The 18,681-nt window shown below is 56.4% G+C and carries 19 protein-coding genes; 14 read left to right on the top strand and 5 right to left on the bottom strand.

From position 1 onward, the window contains the following. Positions 1 to 8: 8 nt before the first annotated feature. The 3 genes from ctaD to P0Y67_RS05740 are packed head-to-tail and all read left to right on the top strand — an operon-like array spanning position 9 to position 3,085. Positions 9 to 1,613 carry a cytochrome c oxidase subunit I gene (ctaD, locus tag P0Y67_RS05750; protein WP_342391095.1) on the top strand — a complete coding sequence of 535 codons (1,605 nt, stop codon included), beginning with the start codon at positions 9 to 11 and terminating at the stop codon, positions 1,611 to 1,613. Between the two features lie 9 nt (positions 1,614 to 1,622). Next, on the top strand, positions 1,623 to 2,174 hold the full coding sequence (locus tag P0Y67_RS05745; RefSeq protein ID WP_342391094.1) for a cytochrome c oxidase assembly protein: 552 nt from the start codon (positions 1,623 to 1,625) through the stop codon (positions 2,172 to 2,174). A gap of 8 nt (positions 2,175 to 2,182) precedes the next feature. Continuing rightward, positions 2,183 to 3,085, top strand: a complete 903-nt coding sequence (locus tag P0Y67_RS05740; RefSeq protein ID WP_342391093.1) for a cytochrome c oxidase subunit 3 — start codon at positions 2,183 to 2,185, stop codon at positions 3,083 to 3,085. A gap of 12 nt (positions 3,086 to 3,097) precedes the next feature. On the opposite strand, the gene P0Y67_RS05735 is transcribed toward P0Y67_RS05740, so the two are convergent. Beyond that, positions 3,098 to 3,304 carry a DUF2909 family protein gene (locus tag P0Y67_RS05735; RefSeq protein WP_027250530.1) on the bottom strand — a complete coding sequence of 69 codons (207 nt, stop codon included), beginning with the start codon at positions 3,302 to 3,304 and terminating at the stop codon, positions 3,098 to 3,100. Between the two features lie 53 nt (positions 3,305 to 3,357). Between P0Y67_RS05735 and P0Y67_RS05730 the strand changes: the two genes are divergently transcribed. From P0Y67_RS05730 to P0Y67_RS05705, 6 genes are all read left to right on the top strand, one after another. Further along, positions 3,358 to 4,038 carry an SURF1 family protein gene (locus tag P0Y67_RS05730; RefSeq protein ID WP_342391092.1) on the top strand — a complete coding sequence of 227 codons (681 nt, stop codon included), beginning with the start codon at positions 3,358 to 3,360 and terminating at the stop codon, positions 4,036 to 4,038. Positions 4,039 to 4,072: 34 nt separating this feature from the next. Then, the gene (locus tag P0Y67_RS05725; RefSeq protein ID WP_342391091.1) at positions 4,073 to 4,621 is read left to right on the top strand and encodes a cytochrome oxidase; all 549 of its coding nucleotides are present in this window, start codon (positions 4,073 to 4,075) and stop codon (positions 4,619 to 4,621) included. Positions 4,622 to 4,652: 31 nt separating this feature from the next. Beyond that, positions 4,653 to 5,807, top strand: coding sequence for a COX15/CtaA family protein (locus P0Y67_RS05720; RefSeq protein ID WP_342391090.1), 1,155 nt, complete (start codon positions 4,653 to 4,655; stop codon positions 5,805 to 5,807). Between the two features lie 18 nt (positions 5,808 to 5,825). Continuing rightward, entirely contained in the window at positions 5,826 to 6,752 is a 927-nt protein-coding gene (gene cyoE / locus P0Y67_RS05715; protein ID WP_342391089.1) for a heme o synthase, read from the top strand. Between the two features lie 87 nt (positions 6,753 to 6,839). Then, a complete protein-coding gene (gene dinF, locus P0Y67_RS05710) occupies positions 6,840 to 8,189 on the top strand; it encodes an MATE family efflux transporter DinF (protein ID WP_342391133.1) in 1,350 nt (449 codons plus the stop codon). A gap of 107 nt (positions 8,190 to 8,296) precedes the next feature. Further along, positions 8,297 to 8,689, top strand: coding sequence for a 3D domain-containing protein (locus tag P0Y67_RS05705; RefSeq protein WP_342391088.1), 393 nt, complete (start codon positions 8,297 to 8,299; stop codon positions 8,687 to 8,689). A 171-nt stretch (positions 8,690 to 8,860) separates the two neighbouring features. On the opposite strand, the gene nfuA is transcribed toward P0Y67_RS05705, so the two are convergent. Together nfuA and P0Y67_RS05695 are read right to left on the bottom strand one after the other, a co-directional pair. Beyond that, positions 8,861 to 9,439 carry a Fe-S biogenesis protein NfuA gene (gene nfuA, locus P0Y67_RS05700; protein WP_342391132.1) on the bottom strand — a complete coding sequence of 193 codons (579 nt, stop codon included), beginning with the start codon at positions 9,437 to 9,439 and terminating at the stop codon, positions 8,861 to 8,863. Between the two features lie 118 nt (positions 9,440 to 9,557). Next, on the bottom strand, positions 9,558 to 10,241 hold the full coding sequence (locus P0Y67_RS05695) for a ComF family protein (protein WP_342391087.1): 684 nt from the start codon (positions 10,239 to 10,241) through the stop codon (positions 9,558 to 9,560). Between the two features lie 46 nt (positions 10,242 to 10,287). Here P0Y67_RS05695 and bioH point away from each other — a divergent pair, with 46 nt between their 5' ends. Then, positions 10,288 to 11,112 carry a pimeloyl-ACP methyl ester esterase BioH gene (bioH, locus tag P0Y67_RS05690; RefSeq protein WP_342391086.1) on the top strand — a complete coding sequence of 275 codons (825 nt, stop codon included), beginning with the start codon at positions 10,288 to 10,290 and terminating at the stop codon, positions 11,110 to 11,112. A 145-nt stretch (positions 11,113 to 11,257) separates the two neighbouring features. Continuing rightward, positions 11,258 to 11,722 carry an ATP-dependent Lon protease gene (locus P0Y67_RS05685; protein WP_337112575.1) on the top strand — a complete coding sequence of 155 codons (465 nt, stop codon included), beginning with the start codon at positions 11,258 to 11,260 and terminating at the stop codon, positions 11,720 to 11,722. Positions 11,723 to 11,804: 82 nt separating this feature from the next. Here P0Y67_RS05685 and P0Y67_RS05680 read toward each other — a convergent pair whose 3' ends face one another. Then, entirely contained in the window at positions 11,805 to 14,126 is a 2,322-nt protein-coding gene (locus P0Y67_RS05680) for a Tex family protein (protein ID WP_342391085.1), read from the bottom strand. 211 nt (positions 14,127 to 14,337) lie between these two features. On the opposite strand from P0Y67_RS05680, the gene greB reads away from it, so the two are divergent. The 3 genes from greB to envZ all read left to right on the top strand — a co-directional run bounded on the left by greB (position 14,338) and on the right by envZ (position 17,044). Next, positions 14,338 to 14,814, top strand: a complete 477-nt coding sequence (gene greB, locus P0Y67_RS05675) for a transcription elongation factor GreB (protein ID WP_027250540.1) — start codon at positions 14,338 to 14,340, stop codon at positions 14,812 to 14,814. A 142-nt stretch (positions 14,815 to 14,956) separates the two neighbouring features. After that, the gene (gene ompR, locus P0Y67_RS05670; protein ID WP_027250541.1) at positions 14,957 to 15,676 is read left to right on the top strand and encodes an osmolarity response regulator transcription factor OmpR; all 720 of its coding nucleotides are present in this window, start codon (positions 14,957 to 14,959) and stop codon (positions 15,674 to 15,676) included. A 9-nt stretch (positions 15,677 to 15,685) separates the two neighbouring features. Continuing rightward, on the top strand, positions 15,686 to 17,044 hold the full coding sequence (gene envZ, locus P0Y67_RS05665) for a two-component system sensor histidine kinase EnvZ (protein WP_218384610.1): 1,359 nt from the start codon (positions 15,686 to 15,688) through the stop codon (positions 17,042 to 17,044). A 62-nt stretch (positions 17,045 to 17,106) separates the two neighbouring features. On the opposite strand, the gene P0Y67_RS05660 is transcribed toward envZ, so the two are convergent. Continuing rightward, complete coding sequence (locus tag P0Y67_RS05660) at positions 17,107 to 18,480, bottom strand: uracil-xanthine permease family protein (protein WP_342391084.1); 1,374 nt, start codon at positions 18,478 to 18,480, stop codon at positions 17,107 to 17,109. Positions 18,481 to 18,681 lie beyond the last annotated feature (201 nt).

Below are 18,681 nucleotides of genomic sequence, written 5' to 3'. Positions count from 1 at the left end.
AACAGGGCATGACGGACATGATGCGTGAACAGGCAGTGGAAGAGACCAGTCATACTGAGCATGATACACATCATCATCAAAGTGGTATCAAGCGCTGGCTGTTTACTACCAACCATAAGGATATCGGGAGCCTGTACCTGATGTTCAGCTTTACTATGTTCCTGGTCGGTGGGGCGATGGCCATGGTGATCCGGGCCGAATTGTTCCAGCCTGGCTTGCAACTGGTGGATCCTAACTTTTTTAATCAGATGACCACAGTGCACGGTCTGATCATGGTCTTTGGTGCCGTGATGCCAGCGTTTACCGGGCTGGCTAACTGGATGGTGCCGCTGATGATAGGGGCGCCGGACATGGCGCTGCCGCGGATGAATAACTGGAGCTTCTGGATTCTGCCGTTTGCGTTCGCCATGCTGCTGGGGTCGTTGTTTATGGAAGGCGGCGGTCCGAACTTTGGCTGGACTTTCTATGCACCGCTCTCGACGACTTACAGTCCGCAGAGCACAGGCCTGTTTGTGTTTTCTATCCATATTATGGGTATCAGCTCCATCATGGGGGCGATTAACGTCATAGTCACTATCATGAACTTGCGTGCGCCTGGCATGACGTACATGAAAATGCCGCTGTTTGTCTGGACCTGGTTGATCACGGCGTTTCTGCTGATTGCTGTGATGCCGGTGCTGGCGGGAGCGGTCACTATGGTGCTGACCGACAAATACTTTGGCACCAGTTTCTTTGATGCCGCCGGTGGCGGGGATCCTGTGATGTTCCAGCATATCTTCTGGTTCTTCGGTCACCCGGAAGTGTACATCATGATTTTGCCGAGTTTCGGTATTGTTTCCGCGATTATCCCGGCGTTTTCGCGCAAAAGGCTGTTTGGCTACAGTTCCATGGTATACGCAACGGCGTCTATTGCCGGTCTGAGTTTCCTGGTGTGGGCCCACCATATGTTTACCACAGGGATGCCGGTGGCTGCCGAGCTGTTTTTCATGTACTGCACCATGCTGATATCCGTGCCGACCGGGGTAAAAGTGTTTAACTGGGTGGCGACCATGTGGCGAGGTTCACTGACCTTTGAAGTGCCTATGCTGTTTGCCATTGCTTTCATTGTTCTCTTTACCATAGGCGGGTTCTCCGGCCTGATGCTGGCGATCACCCCGGCAGATTTCCAGTACCACGATACCTATTTTGTGGTGGCCCATTTCCATTACGTACTGGTGTCAGGCGCGATCTTCTCCATCATGGCCGCGGCTTATTACTGGCTGCCTAAATGGACGGGGCATATGTTCGATGAACGCCTGGCGAAGTGGCATTTCTGGTGCTCAGTGATTTCCGTCAACATCCTCTTCTTCCCGATGCATTTCCTGGGACTGGCAGGGATGCCGCGACGCATTCCGGATTATGCGCTGCAATTTGCCGATGTGAACGCCATCGTCAGTATTGGCGGCTTTCTGTTTGGTCTGTCGCAGCTGATTTTCCTGGCGGTCGTCGTGAAGTGTGCGCGTGGCGGGGAACCGGCAGGCGCGAAACCCTGGGATGGCGCCGAAGGGCTGGAATGGACAGTACCTTCGCCGGCACCTCATCATACTTTCTCCACGCCGCCTAAGGTGGACTAAGGAGGCGATATGGCTGACATCGATAAGGAAAAAGGCAAGAAGAAGTCATTACTGAGCCTGATTTTACTGTCACTGGGGATGTTTGGTTTCGCCTTTGCGCTGGTGCCTCTCTATGACGTGTTTTGTGAAGTCACTGGCATCAATGGCAAGACATCCAACCAGGCCGCCATTGCCAGTGAACAGGTAGACGACAAACGCACCGTTACCGTGGAGTTTATGGCCTACATCAATCCGGGCATGGCCTGGCGGTTCGAACCGGAAGTGACCCGGCTGGTGGTGCATCCGGGCGAAACCTACAAAGTGCTGTATTCGGCCCAGAACCTGACGCAGACCGCCACAGTGGGCCAGGCGGTACCGTCCGTCTCTCCGGGGCTGGGGGCGCAGTATTTTAATAAGATTGAATGTTTTTGCTTTAACCGTCAGCCATTGGCTGCCGGGGCGTCAGCAGAGCTGCCTTTGCTCTTCTATATTGATCCCAAGCTGCCTGAGGATATCAATACACTGACACTGGCTTATACCTTGTTTAACGCTCAGCCGGAACCTGCGGCGCAAACGCAATGAGGTCGACCATGGCGAATCCGTACACAGAACATGAGCAGTCCCTGAAACCTTCCCATGAGCATTACTATGTGCCGGCGGCCAGCGCCTGGCCGATAGTGGGGGCTGTGGCGTTATTTTTGATAGCCATGGGCGCCGGCGCCACCGTCGGTGGACTGTTCGGCGGCAATGGTCCCTGGATTTTGATGAGCGGGGTGGGTTTGCTGCTGCTCATGCTGGTGGGCTGGTTCCGCGATGTGATCCGCGAATCGATGACCGGCCTGTACAGCTCACAGATGGACCGCTCCTTTCGACAGGGCATGAGCTGGTTCATTTTCTCAGAAGTGATGTTTTTTGCCGCCTTTTTCGGGGCGCTGTTTTACGCCCGGATGATAGCCGTGCCCTGGCTGGGCGGGGCGAGTAATAACGCCATGACACACGAAGTGCTGTGGCCGGAGTTTGTCGCACAGTGGCCGCTGATCATGACACCTGGTGGTACGGAAACTCAGGCCATGGGACCGCTTGGTCTGCCGCTCTACAATACCCTGATTCTGCTGACCTCTTCTGTGACGGTACATTTTGCCCATGTGGCGCTGGAGAAAGGTAACCGCCCGCGCCTGACCCTTTATCTGCTGCTAACTGTGCTGCTGGGTAGCTTGTTCGTGTATCTGCAGGGTGTCGAATATATCCATGCCTATCAAGACATGGATCTGACCTTAGATGCCGGGGTCTACGGCAATACCTTCTTTATGCTGACCGGTTTTCACGGCCTGCACGTGACTCTGGGTACTCTTATTCTCTTTATCGTCTGGCTTAGGGTGTTGAAAGGGCACTTTACACCGGAGCACCATTTTGCCTTTCAGGCCGGTGCCTGGTACTGGCACTTCGTTGACGTGGTGTGGCTGGGGTTGTTTGTCTTTGTCTATATTCTCTGATGCCAGAGGGCCTCAGAATGGCCGGGGATGCGGCTCGATAAGACCTGTTGCCAGTGCCAGCAACAACAGGGCAAACAGCAGGACAGAAAACAGCACGCGCCGGCCAAGGTAGTGAGACATAGGCTTGCTTTGCTTGCCTTTCAGCATCACTGGCAAGGCACGGAATAAGTTAAACAAGATAAAGAACAGCAGGCAGACAATCAGGATTTTCAGCAACATGATAGCTCCGTGGTTGGCTGAATCAGGGCGTCAGGGATGAGGCAAAGGACGCGATGAGACGGACAGGGTTTATTCTTTTTACTTTGGTGGTCCTGTCGGTGTTGGTCAAGCTGGGAATGTGGCAGATCTCACGCGGACAGGAAAAAGAAACGCTGACAGCAGCGCTGAAGCTCAGGGGAGAGCAGACATTCTACAGTGTCGCCAGCCTGCCGGATGATCCTTTGTGGTACCGGGTCAGGTTAAGCGGCGAATATGATCACAGCAAAGCGATTTTACTGGATAACCAGCTGGATCGCGGCCGGCCGGGTTATCACCTGTTTTACCCGTTCCGGACAGAAAACGGCGCCTGGGTACTGGTGAACTTAGGCTGGTTGCCTGCGCCGCAATACCGGGATGAGCTGCCTGTGTTACCCGAATTTCATGGCCAGGTCATGCTGACGGGCATGATTGCACCCTCGACTCAGCTTCCTGAGCTGAGCGAGGCAGGGACAGAAAACGGCTGGCCAAGGCGGGTGCAAAATATCAAGCCACAAGAACTGGCAGGTGCAACGGGATTGCCCTTGCCTGACTGGGTCATACAGATAGCGGCGGATGACCCGCTGGCGCTCAAGCAGAACTGGCAGGCCGTAGTGATGGGGCCGGAAAAGCATTATGCCTATGCCGTGCAGTGGTTTCTGCTAGCGCTGGCCGTCGCCGGGCTGGCCTGGTGGTGGCTGAAACGCAGTACGCACTAAGAACGCAGTAGGCACTGAGAAACAGGAGTCAGGGATGAGAAAACACATCAATTTAGTGTTGTTGTTACTGTTGTTTGTGCTGCCTGTGGTGGTAGCCAAGCTGGTGCTGGACAACCACTGGTATCAGGGGGGAGCCATCAATCGGGGGCAACTGCTGGAGCAGCCTGTGGTGACCGACTGGCTGGGGATGCGTGGTAAATGGCAGCTGGTGTATCTGCTGCCGGCAGAGTGTGATACCCGCTGTCAGGGCGCCTTGTTTAATTTGCGTCAGGTGCCTCAGGCCATGGGCGCCGAACAGGAGCGTATTGCCAGCCTGGTGCTGGTCTCAGGTCAGGGGGATACAGGCTTGCCTGCTGCAGAGCATGTGCAGGCCGGCAGCAGTACAGTACTGGCCGCACCGGAGCCTGTCCTTGCTCAGATCCGTGCGTTGGAATTCGGCGCTCAGGCCATTTATATCTCAGATCCGCAGGGCAATGTCATGCTGGCTTATCCTCTGGTGGAAGGGCAGACGCAGGTGCTGGCTCAGGGTAAGGACATGCTGAGGGATCTCAAACGTTTACTCAAGGTTTCCAAAATAGGCTGATGCTGCAAACCGCATGCGCTAAGGAGTGGCGATGTTATCAATGGCTTCTTCCCGTTACCGGCAGGCCGACCGGCGCTTTACCTGGCTGGTTGGACTGACTCTCTTATTATCCGTTGCTGTGATAGCCCTGGGGGCGTATACCCGGCTGACAGAAGCCGGGCTTGGCTGCCCGGACTGGCCCGGCTGCTATGGTTTCATGACAGTCCCTAAAACTGACGCGCAGCATGCACTTGCCCAGCAGGCTTTCCCGGATCACCCGGTGGAAGTGCATAAAGCCTGGAATGAAATGATCCACCGCTACATGGCCGGTGCGCTCGGGCTGCTGATAGTTGCTTTGAATGTCCTGGCCCGTCGCCGTGATGACAGGCCGCGCCGCTTACCTCTGGTGTTGCTGGGGCTGGTGGTGTTTCAGGCGTTGCTGGGTATGTGGACTGTGACCATGTCGCTCAAGCCGGTGATCGTGATGGGTCATTTGCTGGGCGGCTTTACCACAGCCAGCCTGTTGCTGGTGCTCTGGTTGCGAATGTTGCTGAGACACAGAAAGCGGCCTGCGATAGCGGGTGCCTCTTCTTCTCAGTTGGTCAGTGTCAGGCGCTTAGCCGTGGCCGGGCTGATAGTGGTGGCGGTGCAGATTGCACTGGGCGGCTGGACCGCAGCCAACTATGCCGCTGTGGTCTGCACTCAGCTGCCTGTTTGTGAAGTGGACTGGGTGAGTAAATTTGATATCAGGGCGTTTGAGCCCTGGCAGCCGGGTTTTCAGACCTATCAATATGGCGTGCTCAATTTTGACCAGCGGGTGTCTATTCATGCCGCGCACCGCATCGGCGCCATGCTGACCACCCTGGTGATTCTGCTGCTTGTCTGGCGGCTGTGGCACATCGGCTGGCGGCGTTACGCCGTGCTGATACTGGCGCTGCTCTCAGTGCAGATCGCGCTGGGGGTGACGAATGTACTGGCCAGCCTGCCACTGCCTGTGGCTGTGGCCCATAACCTGGGGGGATTGAGTTTACTGCTCAGCGTACTGGCGGCGAACTGGTCTTTGTTGATGGCCCCGGCTGCGGTGAATGTCAGCCGGGCTGCACGGATACCGCGAGTGAAAACGGTCCGTCATGCACTGATTCGGGCGCAGGCAGGCACACATGGAAGGCAAACGCATTTTGGCCGTATGACACCCAAGTCAGGCTAATTCAGGGAGGTAGGCGACATGGCGAAATCACAATCACTGGAACAGCGCCAGATAGCGTATTCCGGCCGAAGCTGGCGCCAGCTGGGGCGCGATTATCTGATGATGACCAAGCCAAAAGTCGTGGCGATGCTGTTGCTGACGGCGCTGGTGGGTATGTGTCTGGCAGTCCCGGGGATCCCGCCCGTTAAAGCCGTAGTGCTGGGTTTGCTGGGGATCGGCTTGCAGTCGGCGTCTGCAGCGGCCTTTAATCACGTGCTCGACCGGCAATTAGACGCCAAAATGGCCCGTACCCATCACAGGCCCTTGGCGCGCGGACGGGTGCCGACTGTTAATGCGGTGATTTTTGCCACTGTGCTGATGATAGTGGGCTTTGCCTTGCTGTGGCAGCTGAACCCGCTGACCGCCTGGCTGACGCTGGCCAGTCTGGTAGGTTACGCCCTGGTGTATACCCTGTGGTTAAAACACGCGACGCCGCAGAATATCGTCATCGGTGGCCTGGCCGGTGCCGCGCCGCCCTTGCTCGGCTGGGCAGCGGTAACCGGCCAGTTTGATCCTCATGCGCTGTTGCTGGTGATGCTGGTGTTCGCCTGGACACCGCCGCATTTCTGGGCGCTGGCGATACACCGCCGCGATGATTATGCCAAAGCCGATATTCCTATGCTGCCGGTGACGCACGGGATTGCCTTCACCAAGACCATGGTGCTGCTGTATACCCTGATTCTGACGCTGATCGGCCTGCTGCCCTGGCTGACTGGCATGAGTGGTGCGCTGTATCTGGCGGGCAGTCTGGGGCTGAATCTGGGTTTTGTCGGTTATGCCTTGAAGCTCAAGTTTGCCGATGAACCTGGCCATGCTTGGGCCACGTTCAAGTTTTCTATCTGGCACCTGCTGGGACTCTTTGTGGTGTTACTGGCTGACCACTGGCTGGGAATACTGCTGGTATAACACAGGCAGATTCATGCTAACAGCTGGCAGTCATGGGTCCTGCTGTTACACTGTGCGGCTAAGCGTGTGAATCATAAGGTTGAAACTGTGCTGGCCGCATTAAAAGATATCTCCCTTCACCGCCAGGTCTTTGCCCTGGCGATTCCTATGGTGCTGTCCAACATCACTGTCCCTTTGCTGGGGCTGGTGGATGCGGCTGTGATCGGCCATCTTGAGCATGCCTGGTATCTGGGTGGCGTGGCTGTCGGCGGCACTATGATCAGCGTGACCTTCTGGTTGCTCGGTTTTCTGCGCATGGCAACCACAGGGCTGTGCGCGCAGGCGTACGGCGCCAGTAATAAGTCTTCGCAGGCGGCTGTATTACTGCAGGGGATAGCTCTGGCCTGGGGGCTGGCAGCGTTGCTGATCCTCAGCCATAGCCTGATAGCGGATGCGGTGTTTTCCGTCAGTGATGCCAGCGATGCAGTCAAAACCTATGCGGATCAGTATTACTCGATTCGAATCTGGGGGGCGCCGGCGGCCCTGGCCAATTTTGTCATCATGGGCTGGCTGCTGGGCAGTCAGAATGCCCGACTGCCGATGTGGCTGCTGATTATCACCAACAGCATTAATATCCTGCTCGATGTCCTGTTTGTGCTGGGACTGGGCTGGCAGGTGGCCGGTGCGGCCGCCGCCTCAGTGATCGCTGAATACAGTGGCATGGTACTGGGGCTGTATTTTGTTGCCTGCCAGTGGAAAACCCTGAATTTGCCGCCCTGGCGTAGCCAGCTCAATAAAGTCGGACAGGGCATGGGGCGCTTGCTGCGCCTCAATCGGGATATCTTCCTGCGCAGCTTGTGCCTGCAGCTGGCTTTCAGTTTCATGACGTTTCAGGGCGCCAGCCTGGGTGATAACGTGGTGGCTGCCAATGCGGTGCTGATGAGTTTTCTGATGCTGGTGTCTTACGGGATGGACGGCTTTGCCTATGCCATGGAAGCCATGGTGGGCAAAGCCATAGGTGCCAGAAACCGCGAAGCCCTGAGCCGGACGCTGATCAGTACCACTTTGTGGAGTGTGGTGATTGCTTTGCTGATGACGCTGGCCTTCACGCTGTTCGGGGACGCAATTATCGCCCTGATCTCGGATATCCCGGCAGTGCAGCGCGAAGCAAGTCGTTACCTGCCCTGGCTGGCTGCCGTGCCTCTGGTGGCGATGTGGTGCTTTCTGCTGGATGGCATTTTTATCGGCGCGACCCGAGGCAAAGAAATGCGCAACAGCATGTTTATCGCGACCTGTAGTTTTTTCCTGATCTGGCAGCTGTTTAACCAGTTTGGCAACCATGCGCTGTGGGCGGCGATGTTAGGTTTTCTGGCCATGCGAGGGCTGTTGCTAGCGGCTATTTTTGCGTATCAATGGCAAAAAAATATTTTTCTTGAAGAGGCCTGTTCTAACAAATAGTTATCATATTTTATGCTGTTCAATAAACCTGTACGGGCCAATAACTCTGTCCTTTCTTATTGATAGTGTTTAAAATATGACCTGTTTTGGAGTTGAGCAGGTTGAAAATGAAACAAAAAATCGGTGTTTTTTTATTGCTTTTTATGGGTTTACTGTGGTGCTTTAATGCTAGTGCAGTGGCTCCGGGAGCCAAAGTTAGAGTAACGGCAACGGCGTATAATTCCGTGGCAGCCCAGACCGACAGCAGCCCATCAATTGCTGCCTGGGGAGACAGACTAAAGCCGGGAATGAAGGCAATCGCAGTATCTCGAGACCTTTTGAAAATGGGCCTCAAACACGGCTCTAAAGTAAAAATCTCAGGCCTGCCTGGTGAGTATGTGGTGCTGGATAAGATGCATCACCGCTGGTCAAAGAAAATTGATATCTACATGGGCCGGGATGTCCGGGCTGCTAAAAACTGGGGCCGACGCGCTGTGACTATCACAGTTTTAAAAGCCTGATATCGCACAATACCTAGCCGAATAATCGCACGAAAGCCTGATTATCCTGATAGGCATTAAGCACAGACAAGAATGAAAAAAGCCGCGAATGCGGCTTTTTTTATGTGATTTTTCCCGGTGCGCGAGAGTAGGGATGAGATCCCGCGCGGGCATAAATCAGTAGTAAGACAATCAGTAGTAAGAATGGTCACCACGGGCGTGTTCAGTCACGTCGCGCACACCTTTCAGCTCGCCTTCAAACTCGGCCAGCAGCTGCTTTTCGATCCCTTCTTTGAGGGTCACATCTACCATGGAGCAGCCGTTACAACCGCCGCCGAACTGCAGAATAGCAACGCCATCTTCAGTGATTTCAGACAGGGAGACATGGCCGCCGTGACCGGCAAGCTGAGGGTTAACCTGGGTCTGAATCATATAATCCACGCGCTCCATCAATGGCGCATCGTCCGACACTTTGCGTACTTTGGCGTTGGGCGCTTTCAGTGTCAGCTGTGAACCCATTTTGTCGGTGACAAAATCAATCTCCGCGTCGGCCAGAAAGGGCAGGCTCAGCTCATCAACATAAGCCGAGAACATACCGAGCTTAATTTCGGTGTCACTGGCTTCTACGGCTTCCGGCGGGCAATAAGACACGCCGCACTCAGCATTTGGGGTACCCGGGTTGACCACGAAGACACGGATGTTGGTGCCTTCCGGCTGCTGGGCCAGCAGCTTAACGAAATGCTGCTGGGCATTTTCTGTAATAGTAATCATAGACACGACGTTATACCTGACTTAGTAAGCGTTAAACCTATTCTACTCTTTGGCGGAAGAACTCGCACCCCTGAATCTTGTGTGGTTTTTTTGAACAGTCAAAACGAGCCGTCACCGGTCAGCGATAATGCGGTGTAAAGGCCAGGCAGTAGACATCGATCCGGGCGACGTGCTGCTTTCTGAGCAGCTGAGACAACACAGAGACGGTACTGCCTGTGGTCACCACATCGTCGACGATAGCCACGTGCTCCGGCCACACTCTTTTGTTAAGTATAAATGCCTGCTTGAGATTCTGCAGGCGGGCTTTTCTCGACAGCTGGTGCTGCGGGCGGGCCCATTGGCTCCGGCGCAGTGCCTGGTGATCGGTATCGCCGCCTGTGATCTCCGCCAGTGCCTCAGCCAGCAGCGCACTTTGATTGAATCCGCGGATCAGCCGGCGCCAGGGATGCAGCGGCACAGGCAGCAGCAGCGGGGCAGGTTCTGTCACCTGCTCGGCTAACAAAGCGGCCAGTGGCTGGCTGAGCCAGAACTTACCCTGAAATTTGTATTGCTGAACCAGCCGGTTGAGCGGAAAGCCATATTCTCCGAGGCGCACCAGCCGATCCCAGGGCGGCGGCTGACGCAGGCAGTGGCCGCAATGGCTGACCGGCTCGAGTGTGGTGGCCCCGCAGCGCCGGCAATAAGGCGGCCGAGGCAGGCTGGCCAGGCAATGCTGACACCAGTAGTGATCACCGTCACGCAGCGGTAAACGGCACAGGGCGCATCGCTGGTTTGGCCAACGAAAGATTGATCTTACAGCCACAGGGGATAACATCCTTGCCATCCGGTTTGAAGTGAAGGAAGTGTACATGACGGCATCTGTCTACTGGCAAGCATTTGGTCAGGACCCGGCTCAGGGTTCCGATCTGGTTCTCATTCATGGCTGGGGCATGAATGGCGCCGTCTGGCAGCATCTGCTGCCACAGCTGGAAGCGCAATACCGGGTGCATGTCGTTGACATGCCGGGCTATGGGTACAGTGCCGGTGTGAAGGCGCAGTCTGTCGAAGCCATGGCGGATGCCTTACTGACCGGCGCGCCGGCGCGAGCGGTCTGGCTGGGCTGGTCGCTGGGCGGACTGATCGCCAAGCAGGCGGCGCTGCAGGCGCCCGAGCGGGTCAGCAAACTGATCACTGTGGCCAGTTCGCCGCGTTTTGCCGCGATGGATAGCTGGCGCGGCATCAGGCCTCAGGTGCTGAGTGACTTCCAGCAACAGCTCAGTGACGATTTCAGCCTGACGGTTGAGCGCTTTATGGCGCTGCAGGCGATGGGCAGCCCGAGTGCGCGGCAGGACATCCGGTTACTCAAGCAGGCCGTGCTGTCGCGTCCCCAGCCGTCACCGGACGCGCTGGCTGCCGGTCTGGACATGCTGGCGGAGGTGGATTTGCGCCGGCAGCTGGCTCAGATCCAGCAGCCCTGGCTGCGTCTCTATGGCCGGCTTGACGGGCTGGTGCCGGTCAAAGTGGCCAGCGATATGGACAAGCTGGCACCGCAGTCAGAGAAAGTGGTTTTTCCGCAAGCCTCCCATGCGCCCTTTATTTCTCACCCGCAGGACTTTCTGCAGTCATTACAGGTGTTTATTGAAGGTGATGCCTCGGCAGCCCTGGCGACAGAATCCACAGAAATATTAAAGTAAAACCTTGAGTGGTCGATAATCAGTGTGTAGCGGCAGAGATTTCTGCCATTTTTGCAGTTATTCATGAGGCGCACTACAGCCGTTGCTCGGGTGCGTCAGCGTAGAGCCTGTGGCTCAAAGCGTTGTCTGTAGGAGTCGCCTGAACATGATAGTGTCGCCCCTGAATGCCGGTATACCGACACTGGCGCCATCGGTAAACCCGATGACGGAGCAGGCTGCGCGGGATAACAAGATCCGTGAAAAAGTGCGTCCGGCCAGTGCCAGTCTCCCCTCCGGCGGTGAGCCTTCGCTCAAAGGCGATGACAAACAAATGCGGCGGCCGGGCTGGGATCCCAGTGAACACCCGGATTACGCCTCGCTGGATGGCGCCCAGCAAAAAAGCTACGGCTATCAGCAGGAATTCGAACAGCTGGTGCTGGCACTGTCGGCAGACAGCTATATGAAAGATGTCAGTGAACTGGGTTACAGCATGCATATCCGCTTGCCAAGGGCGCTGCTTGAAGAGCTGGCCCAGATCAGCAAAATGGAACGCATCCGCAGCGTGATCCGCTACAAGTATGCTCAGGCCACAGTGCCGAATCCGCCCACCGAAATGCTGAAAATTGTCTGATTGATGGTTTGTATGAGCTGAAGGCTGAGTTGAAGACAAAAAAGGCGGGTCAGACCCGCCTTAATCGTTTTCTGGCCGAGGATTATTTCTTGGCTTTGGCAAACGCCGCGGCAAAGGCGCCGCCCATGGCGTTGTTGTCCGGCTGGCTGTCACGCTGCTGACGAGGCGCCCGGCGTGTTTGATCGCCCTGACGCTGGCCGCCCTGCGGTTTGTGGCTGGCTTCCTGGCCCGGCTCGTCGCTCAGACGCATCGACAGGGCAATCCGTTTGCGCTGCAAGTCCACTTCCATCACTTTGACTTTCACCACATCGCCGGCTTTGACCACTTCGCGCGGATCGGAGATGAACTTGTCCGACAGCGCCGAAATGTGGACCAGACCATCCTGATGCACACCGATATCGACAAAGGCCCCGAAGTTGGTCACATTGGTGATCACCCCTTCCAATACCATGCCCGGAATCAGATCTTTCACTTCGTGAATGCCTTCGGCGAAGGTGGCGGTCTTGAACTCAGGGCGCGGATCGCGGCCCGGTTTGTCCAGCTCGCGGATGATGTCGGTGACGGTCGGCAGGCCGACTTCGTCCGTGGTGTAATCGGCTGCTTTCAGACCGCGCAGGAACTCGCTGTTACCGATCAGGGCATCGAGCGGCTTGTTGTTTTTCGCCGCGATGGTTTTAACCACGTCGTAAGACTCAGGGTGGACGGCGGAGGCATCCAGCGGGTTCTTGCCGTTCATGATCCGCAGGAAACCGGCGCACTGTTCGAAAGCTTTGGGCCCCAGACGCGACACTTTCTTCAGTGTGGTGCGGGCATCAAAGCGGCCGTGCTCGTCACGATATGCCACGATATTGCTGGCAATCGCCGGCGACAGACCGGCCACGCGGGTCAGCAGGGCCGGTGAGGCGGTGTTGACATCGACACCCACGGCGTTAACACAGTCTTCCACCACCGCGTCCAGACGCTTAGCCAGATTGCTCTGGCTGACATCATGCTGGTACTGGCCGACACCGATGGATTTGGGATCGATTTTCACCAGCTCGGCCAGCGGATCCTGCAGGCGACGTCCGATGGAAACCGCGCCGCGCAGCGACACATCCAGATTCGGAAATTCGTTGGCAGCCAGCTCAGAGGCCGAGTACACCGAGGCCCCGGCTTCGCTGACCATCACGCTCTGGATCTTCAGGTTGCTGTCTTTGAGCAGCTGTGCCACGAAACTGTCGGTTTCACGTGAAGCAGTACCGTTACCGATCGCAATCAGATCGACATTGTGCTTTTTCAGCAGCGCCAGCACAGTGGCGGCGGACTGGGCCACCTGCTTCTGCGGCTGGTGCGGATAAATGGTGGCGGTATCCACCAGCTTACCTGTGGCATCTATCACGGCCACTTTACAGCCGGTACGCAGGCCCGGATCGAGTGCCAGCGTGGTGCGCGGGCCGGCAGGGGCCGCCATCAGCAGATCGTTCAGGTTGTCGGCAAACACCTGCATCGCGCCGTCTTCGGCTTTTTCGCGCAGTGCCGCCATCAGTTCGGTTTCCATGTGCATCAGAATCTTGATGCGCCATGCCCAGCTGATCACCTGCTTACGCCAGCTGTCCGCCGGCTTTGCGCCCAGGTTCACGCCGTAATGATCGGCAATGATGACTTCACAGTAAGAGCCGCGCACACCTTCTTCCTGATTGGGATCCGCATTGAGCGCCAGTTGCAGCACACCTTCGTTGCGGCCGCGGAACATCGCCAGCGCACGGTGTGACGGCACCTGAGTCAGTTTCTCGTTGTGTTCGAAGTAGTCTTTAAACTTGGCGCCTTCCTGCTCTTTGCCTTCCACCACGCGGGCGGTCAGCTCAGCATTGCCTTGCAGGTGGCGGCGGATTTTATCCAGCAGCGCCGCGTCTTCGGCAAAACGCTCCATTAAAATCGCGCGGGCACCGTCCAGGGCCGCTTTGCTATCGGCGACACCTTTGTCGGCAGACACATAGCTGGCAGCAGCGGCGTCGGGATCGTTGTCCGGTTTTGACCACAGCAGATCGGCCAGCGGCTCCAGACCGGCTTCAATCGCGATCTGGCCCTTGGTGCGGCGCTTGGGTTTGTACGGCAGGTACAGATCTTCCAGCCGGGTTTTGCTGTCGGCCGACAGAATCTCGGCTTTCAGCTCAGGCGTCAGCTTGTCCTGCTCAGTAATGGATTTGAGGATCACCTGACGGCGGTCTTCCAGTTCGCGCAGGTAGCCCAGGCGGGACTCCAGATTACGTAACTGGGTATCGTCCAGCCCGTCAGTCACTTCTTTACGGTAACGGGCAATAAAGGGGACGGTGTTACCGTCATCGAGTAGCGCCACGGCTGCGGCAACCTGCTGCGTTTTGACATTCAGTTCAGACGCAATCAGGTGATGGATACTCGTGGTCATAGAATTCCTTTGGCTACAGTATGTCTCAGGCCGACCATCTAACCACAATTCCGCCCGTCAGTCAGCGCTCAAATCCCCGCAAAATGTCAGGAGTTTGCCAGCCGTGCGGACAGGTGTGATCTTGGTGCCGTCCGGTGTCTGCGAACGACTCGCCGTCAGGCCTTACAACATCGTATAATCAAGCCATTACCAGTAAGCAGAGACAGACGCAATGAGAACCCCTTTGATCACCCGGGAAGGGTATAACCGGCTCAAGCAGGAGCTGGATTTTCTGTGGCAGGAAGAGCGGCCGGAAGTGACCAGGAAAGTCACCTGGGCGGCCAGTCTGGGCGATCGCTCGGAGAATGCCGATTATCAGTACAACAAAAAGCGTCTGCGTGAAATTGACCGCCGGGTGCGTTACCTGCGCAAAACGTTAGAGAAAGTGAAAATTGTCGACTATTCCCCGGTGCAGGAAGGCAAGGTGTTTTTCGGTGCCTGGGTCGAGGTGGAAAACGAAGCCGGTGACAGCAAAAAGTTCCGCATTGTCGGCTATGACGAGATTTTCGGCCGCAGGGATTACATTTCTATCGATTCGCCGATGGCGCGGGCGCTGCTGAAAAAAGAAGTGGATGATGAAGTGGTGGTGCGCACACCTGAAGGTGATAAAGTCTGGTTCATCAATACGATAACTTACGTAACAGACTAAGATCTAAAGGCATGCCGGGGTGGCGACACACTCGGTAACAATTTCACGGTGATCATTTGCTCACTGTATCAGTCACAACAGGCAGCGGTCGCGTAAAATAGCGCCTCGGCGACATCCAGAGTTCGAAGCATAAGGTGGAACGATGCAAGACAATTTCAAGATTTTAGTGGTTGATGACGACATGCGCCTGCGCGCCTTGCTGGAGCGTTACCTGTCTGAGCAGGGGTTCCAGGTGCGCAGTGTGGCCAATGGCGAGCAAATGGACCGCCTGCTGGCCCGTGAGAATTTCCACCTGATGGTATTGGATCTGATGTTGCCGGGCGAAGATGGCCTGTCGATTTGCCGTCGTCTGCGCAATGCTAACAACATGCTGCCGATCCTGATGCTGACGGCCAAGGGCGATGAAGTCGACCGGATTGTCGGTCTGGAAGTCGGTGCCGACGATTACCTGCCCAAGCCGTTTAACCCGCGCGAGCTGCTGGCCCGTATCCGTGCGGTACTGCGCCGCCAGACGGTTGAAGCACCTGGCGCGCCGAGTGTGGAAGGTAAGATAATCACCTTTGGTGAGTTCCGCCTCAATCTGGGCACCCGGGAAATGTTCCGCGGAGAGGAAGCCATGCCGCTGACCTCCGGTGAATTTGCGGTGCTCAAAGCCTTAGTGACCAACGCCCGCGAGCCGATGTCGCGCGATAAGCTGATGAACATGGCCCGCGGCCGCGAATACTCGGCGATGGAGCGTTCGATTGACGTACAGATCTCTCGTCTTCGCCGCATGATTGAAGAAGATCCGAGCCGTCCGCGTTATATTCAGACCGTCTGGGGGCTGGGTTACGTGTTTGTCCCAGACGGCAGCGAGGCCTAAGTCATGCCGATGCGCCTGTCGCCGCGCTCGACCTTTACCCGCACCCTGATCCTGCTGGCTGGCTTACTGATAGCCAGCCAGATTTTTTCCTATCTGGCGGTGCTGAATTACGCACTGCTACCGAGTCTGCAGCAGTTCAACCGCATCATGGCTTATGAAGTCAAACTGATGCTCAAAGAAGATGTGGAACTGGCCGACGGCCACAAGTTTCACCTTGATACCCCGCTGCGCCGGCAACTGCTGGAGCAGCTCGGGGTCACGCTTCATGCCGACGACAGTCCGGAATCGGCCGAATTCAGGGAAGCGACCCGCATTGATTACCTCAGTGAGGAAATGACCCGAGAGCTGAACACACCGACGGAAGTGCGTCTGGTCTTAGGGACAGACAGCTATGTGCTGTGGCTCGATTGTGACGCCATGCCGGGTTACCTGATGCGGGTGCCGCTGTCTGAATTGCAGGAAGAAGATTTTGCCCCGCTGTTTGGTTACAGCCTGTTTATTGCTGTGATGGTGATTGCCGGGGGCTGGATGTTTATCCGGATCCAGAACCGCCCTCTGGTGGCGCTGGAGCAGGCGGCACTGGAGGTGGCCAAAGGCGGCTCGCCGCCACATCTGGATGTGCAGGGAGCCTCGGAGATCCGGGCGGTGACCAAAGCCTTTAATCGTATGGGCGAGGGGATCAAACAGCTCGAAGACGACCGGGCATTGCTGCTGGCCGGTGTCAGCCATGATTTGCGCACCCCGCTGACCCGTATTCGCCTGGCGACCGAAATGATGTCGCCCGAAGACGCCTATCTGGCTGAAAGCATGATTAAGGACACCGAGGAGTGTAATGCCATTATCAGCCAGTTTATGGAGTACCTGAAATCTACCCAGCTGCTGGAGCAGGAACTGCTCGATCTGAACATACTGCTTGAAGATGTGGCAGAAGCAGAAGGGGGCATTGAGCGCGGGATTGAACAGTCGCTGGGTACCATTAACGGCAAAGTGTATGCCAACGGGGTGGCCATTAAACGGCTGATCAGCAACCTGCTGGTGAATGCGCTTCGCTACGGTCACGGTTGGGTGCGGGTCACCAGCGGCATGACGGCCGATCGCCAGATGGCCTGGTTCTGTGTTGAGGATGATGGCCCGGGCATTGAACCGGATCAGGTGGCCAGAATGATGCAGCCGCTGACCCGCGGCGACAGTGCCCGCGGCAGTGACGCGGAAGGCACCGGCCTGGGGCTGGCTATCGTCAAGCGGATTGTGGATCAGCATCAGGGCGACATTCAGTTCAGTAACCGCAGTGCCGGTGGCTTGAAAGTGCAAATCAGCCTGCCGGTGCGGACAGTCAAACACAATGGCAAGCGGAGTGTGAAGTCTTAAGCTCTTACCCCCTGTAACCCCCTCGATCCCTCCCCCTTGAAAAGGGGGAGGCTCATACAGAATCAGTCTTTCTTCTCTTCCGGCAGGATCAGATTGAGCAGAATTGCCGTCAGGCCACCGGCTGCCATACCGGAGGACAAAATACTCTTCACAAACTCAGGCATAAACTGAAGAATTTCCGGTTTTTGCGCAATGCCTAATCCCATAGAGAAAGACAGTGCCATGATCAGAATGGCGCGGCGGTCCAGCTCGCAGCGGGAGATAATCCGCACCCCGGAAGCGGCAATGGTGCCGAACATCACAATAGTGGCGCCGCCCAGCACAGGTTCCGGGATCAGCTGTACCAGGTTGGCAACGGCCGGGAACAGGCCGAGCAGCACCAGCATGCCTGCGACAAAATAACCGATGTAGCGGCTGGCAACACCGGTCAGCTGGATAATGCCGTTGTTCTGGCTGAAGGTGGAGTTCGGGAAGCTGTTGAGCACCGCTGCCAGTGCCGAGTTGATACCGTCAGCCAGCACACCGCCTTTGATGCGCTTCATGTAAACTGGGCCACTGACGGGCTGTTCAGAGGTTTCTGAGGTGGCCGTGATATCGCCAATGGCTTCCAGTGAGGTAATGGCAAAGACGATCACCAGCGGGATCAGCAAAGACCAGTCAAACCCGAGGCCGTATTGCATCGGTGCAGGGATCGCAATCAGGCTGGTTTCCGCGAGCTGGCTGCTGTCTATCATGCCCATTGCCCAGGCCGCGAGTGTGCCGGCGGCCATGGCAATCACAATCGATGAGACACGCAGATACGGGTTTTTCATCCGGTTCAGCAGCACGATCAGCCCCAGCACTATGCCTGCCAGCAGGAGCGTGTCCAGGCTGCCGAAGCTGCCGTTTTCAATGGCCGCATAGCCGCCGCCGATGGAGGTCAGGCCGATCTGAATCAGCGTCAGGCCAATCAGAGTGACCACAATGCCGGATACCAAGGGCGTGATGATGCGGCGGGTGTGCTGCAAAATCCGTGAAATAGCGACTTCAGTAAGAGAAGCGGCCAGAATCGTTCCGAAAATCGCCGCCATCATGGTCGGGACATCCGCCCCGCCAGCTTTCATCGCCAGCCCGGCCCCTATGATAGGGCCAAGAAAGTTAAAACTGGTGCCCTGAATCGACAGCAGGCCGGAGCCGACCGGGCCTATGGTGCGGATCTGAATGAAAGAAGCCACCCCGGAAGCCAGCAGCGACATACTGACTATGGTATTGGTGTCGCTGGCGGGCAGGCCCAGTGCCTGACAGATAATCAACGACGGCGTAATCACGGCCACGAACATCGCCAGCAAATGCTGCACAGCCGCAAACAGGGTTTGTGGCAAAGGCGGTCTGTCATCGAGTCGGTAGATCAAATCGGATGAACGCGGTGGCGTTATTTCTTGGTGCTGGCCAGTCATGATGCTTCCTTATGTGCGTCGACAGGACGGCTTCAGACTGCGAGGGGACAGACGCTGAAGCCGACAATGACCTATGGGTCAAAAGTGGCCACTATTCTAATGAGGTTGTTATTTTTAGCAAACGTTTGCGTAATTAAATTGACGGCAAAATAGCGACTAAAAGCAGAAAATAGTCATACTTTGTCACTATCAGCAAACAAA

The sequence above is a fragment of the Photobacterium sp. SP02 genome (assembly GCF_038519165.1).
Taxonomy (GTDB): Bacteria; Pseudomonadota; Gammaproteobacteria; order Enterobacterales; family Vibrionaceae; genus Photobacterium; species Photobacterium halotolerans.
The sequence above is the reverse complement of the archived record's forward strand: the minus strand, read 5'-3'. Positions and strand labels throughout refer to the sequence as shown.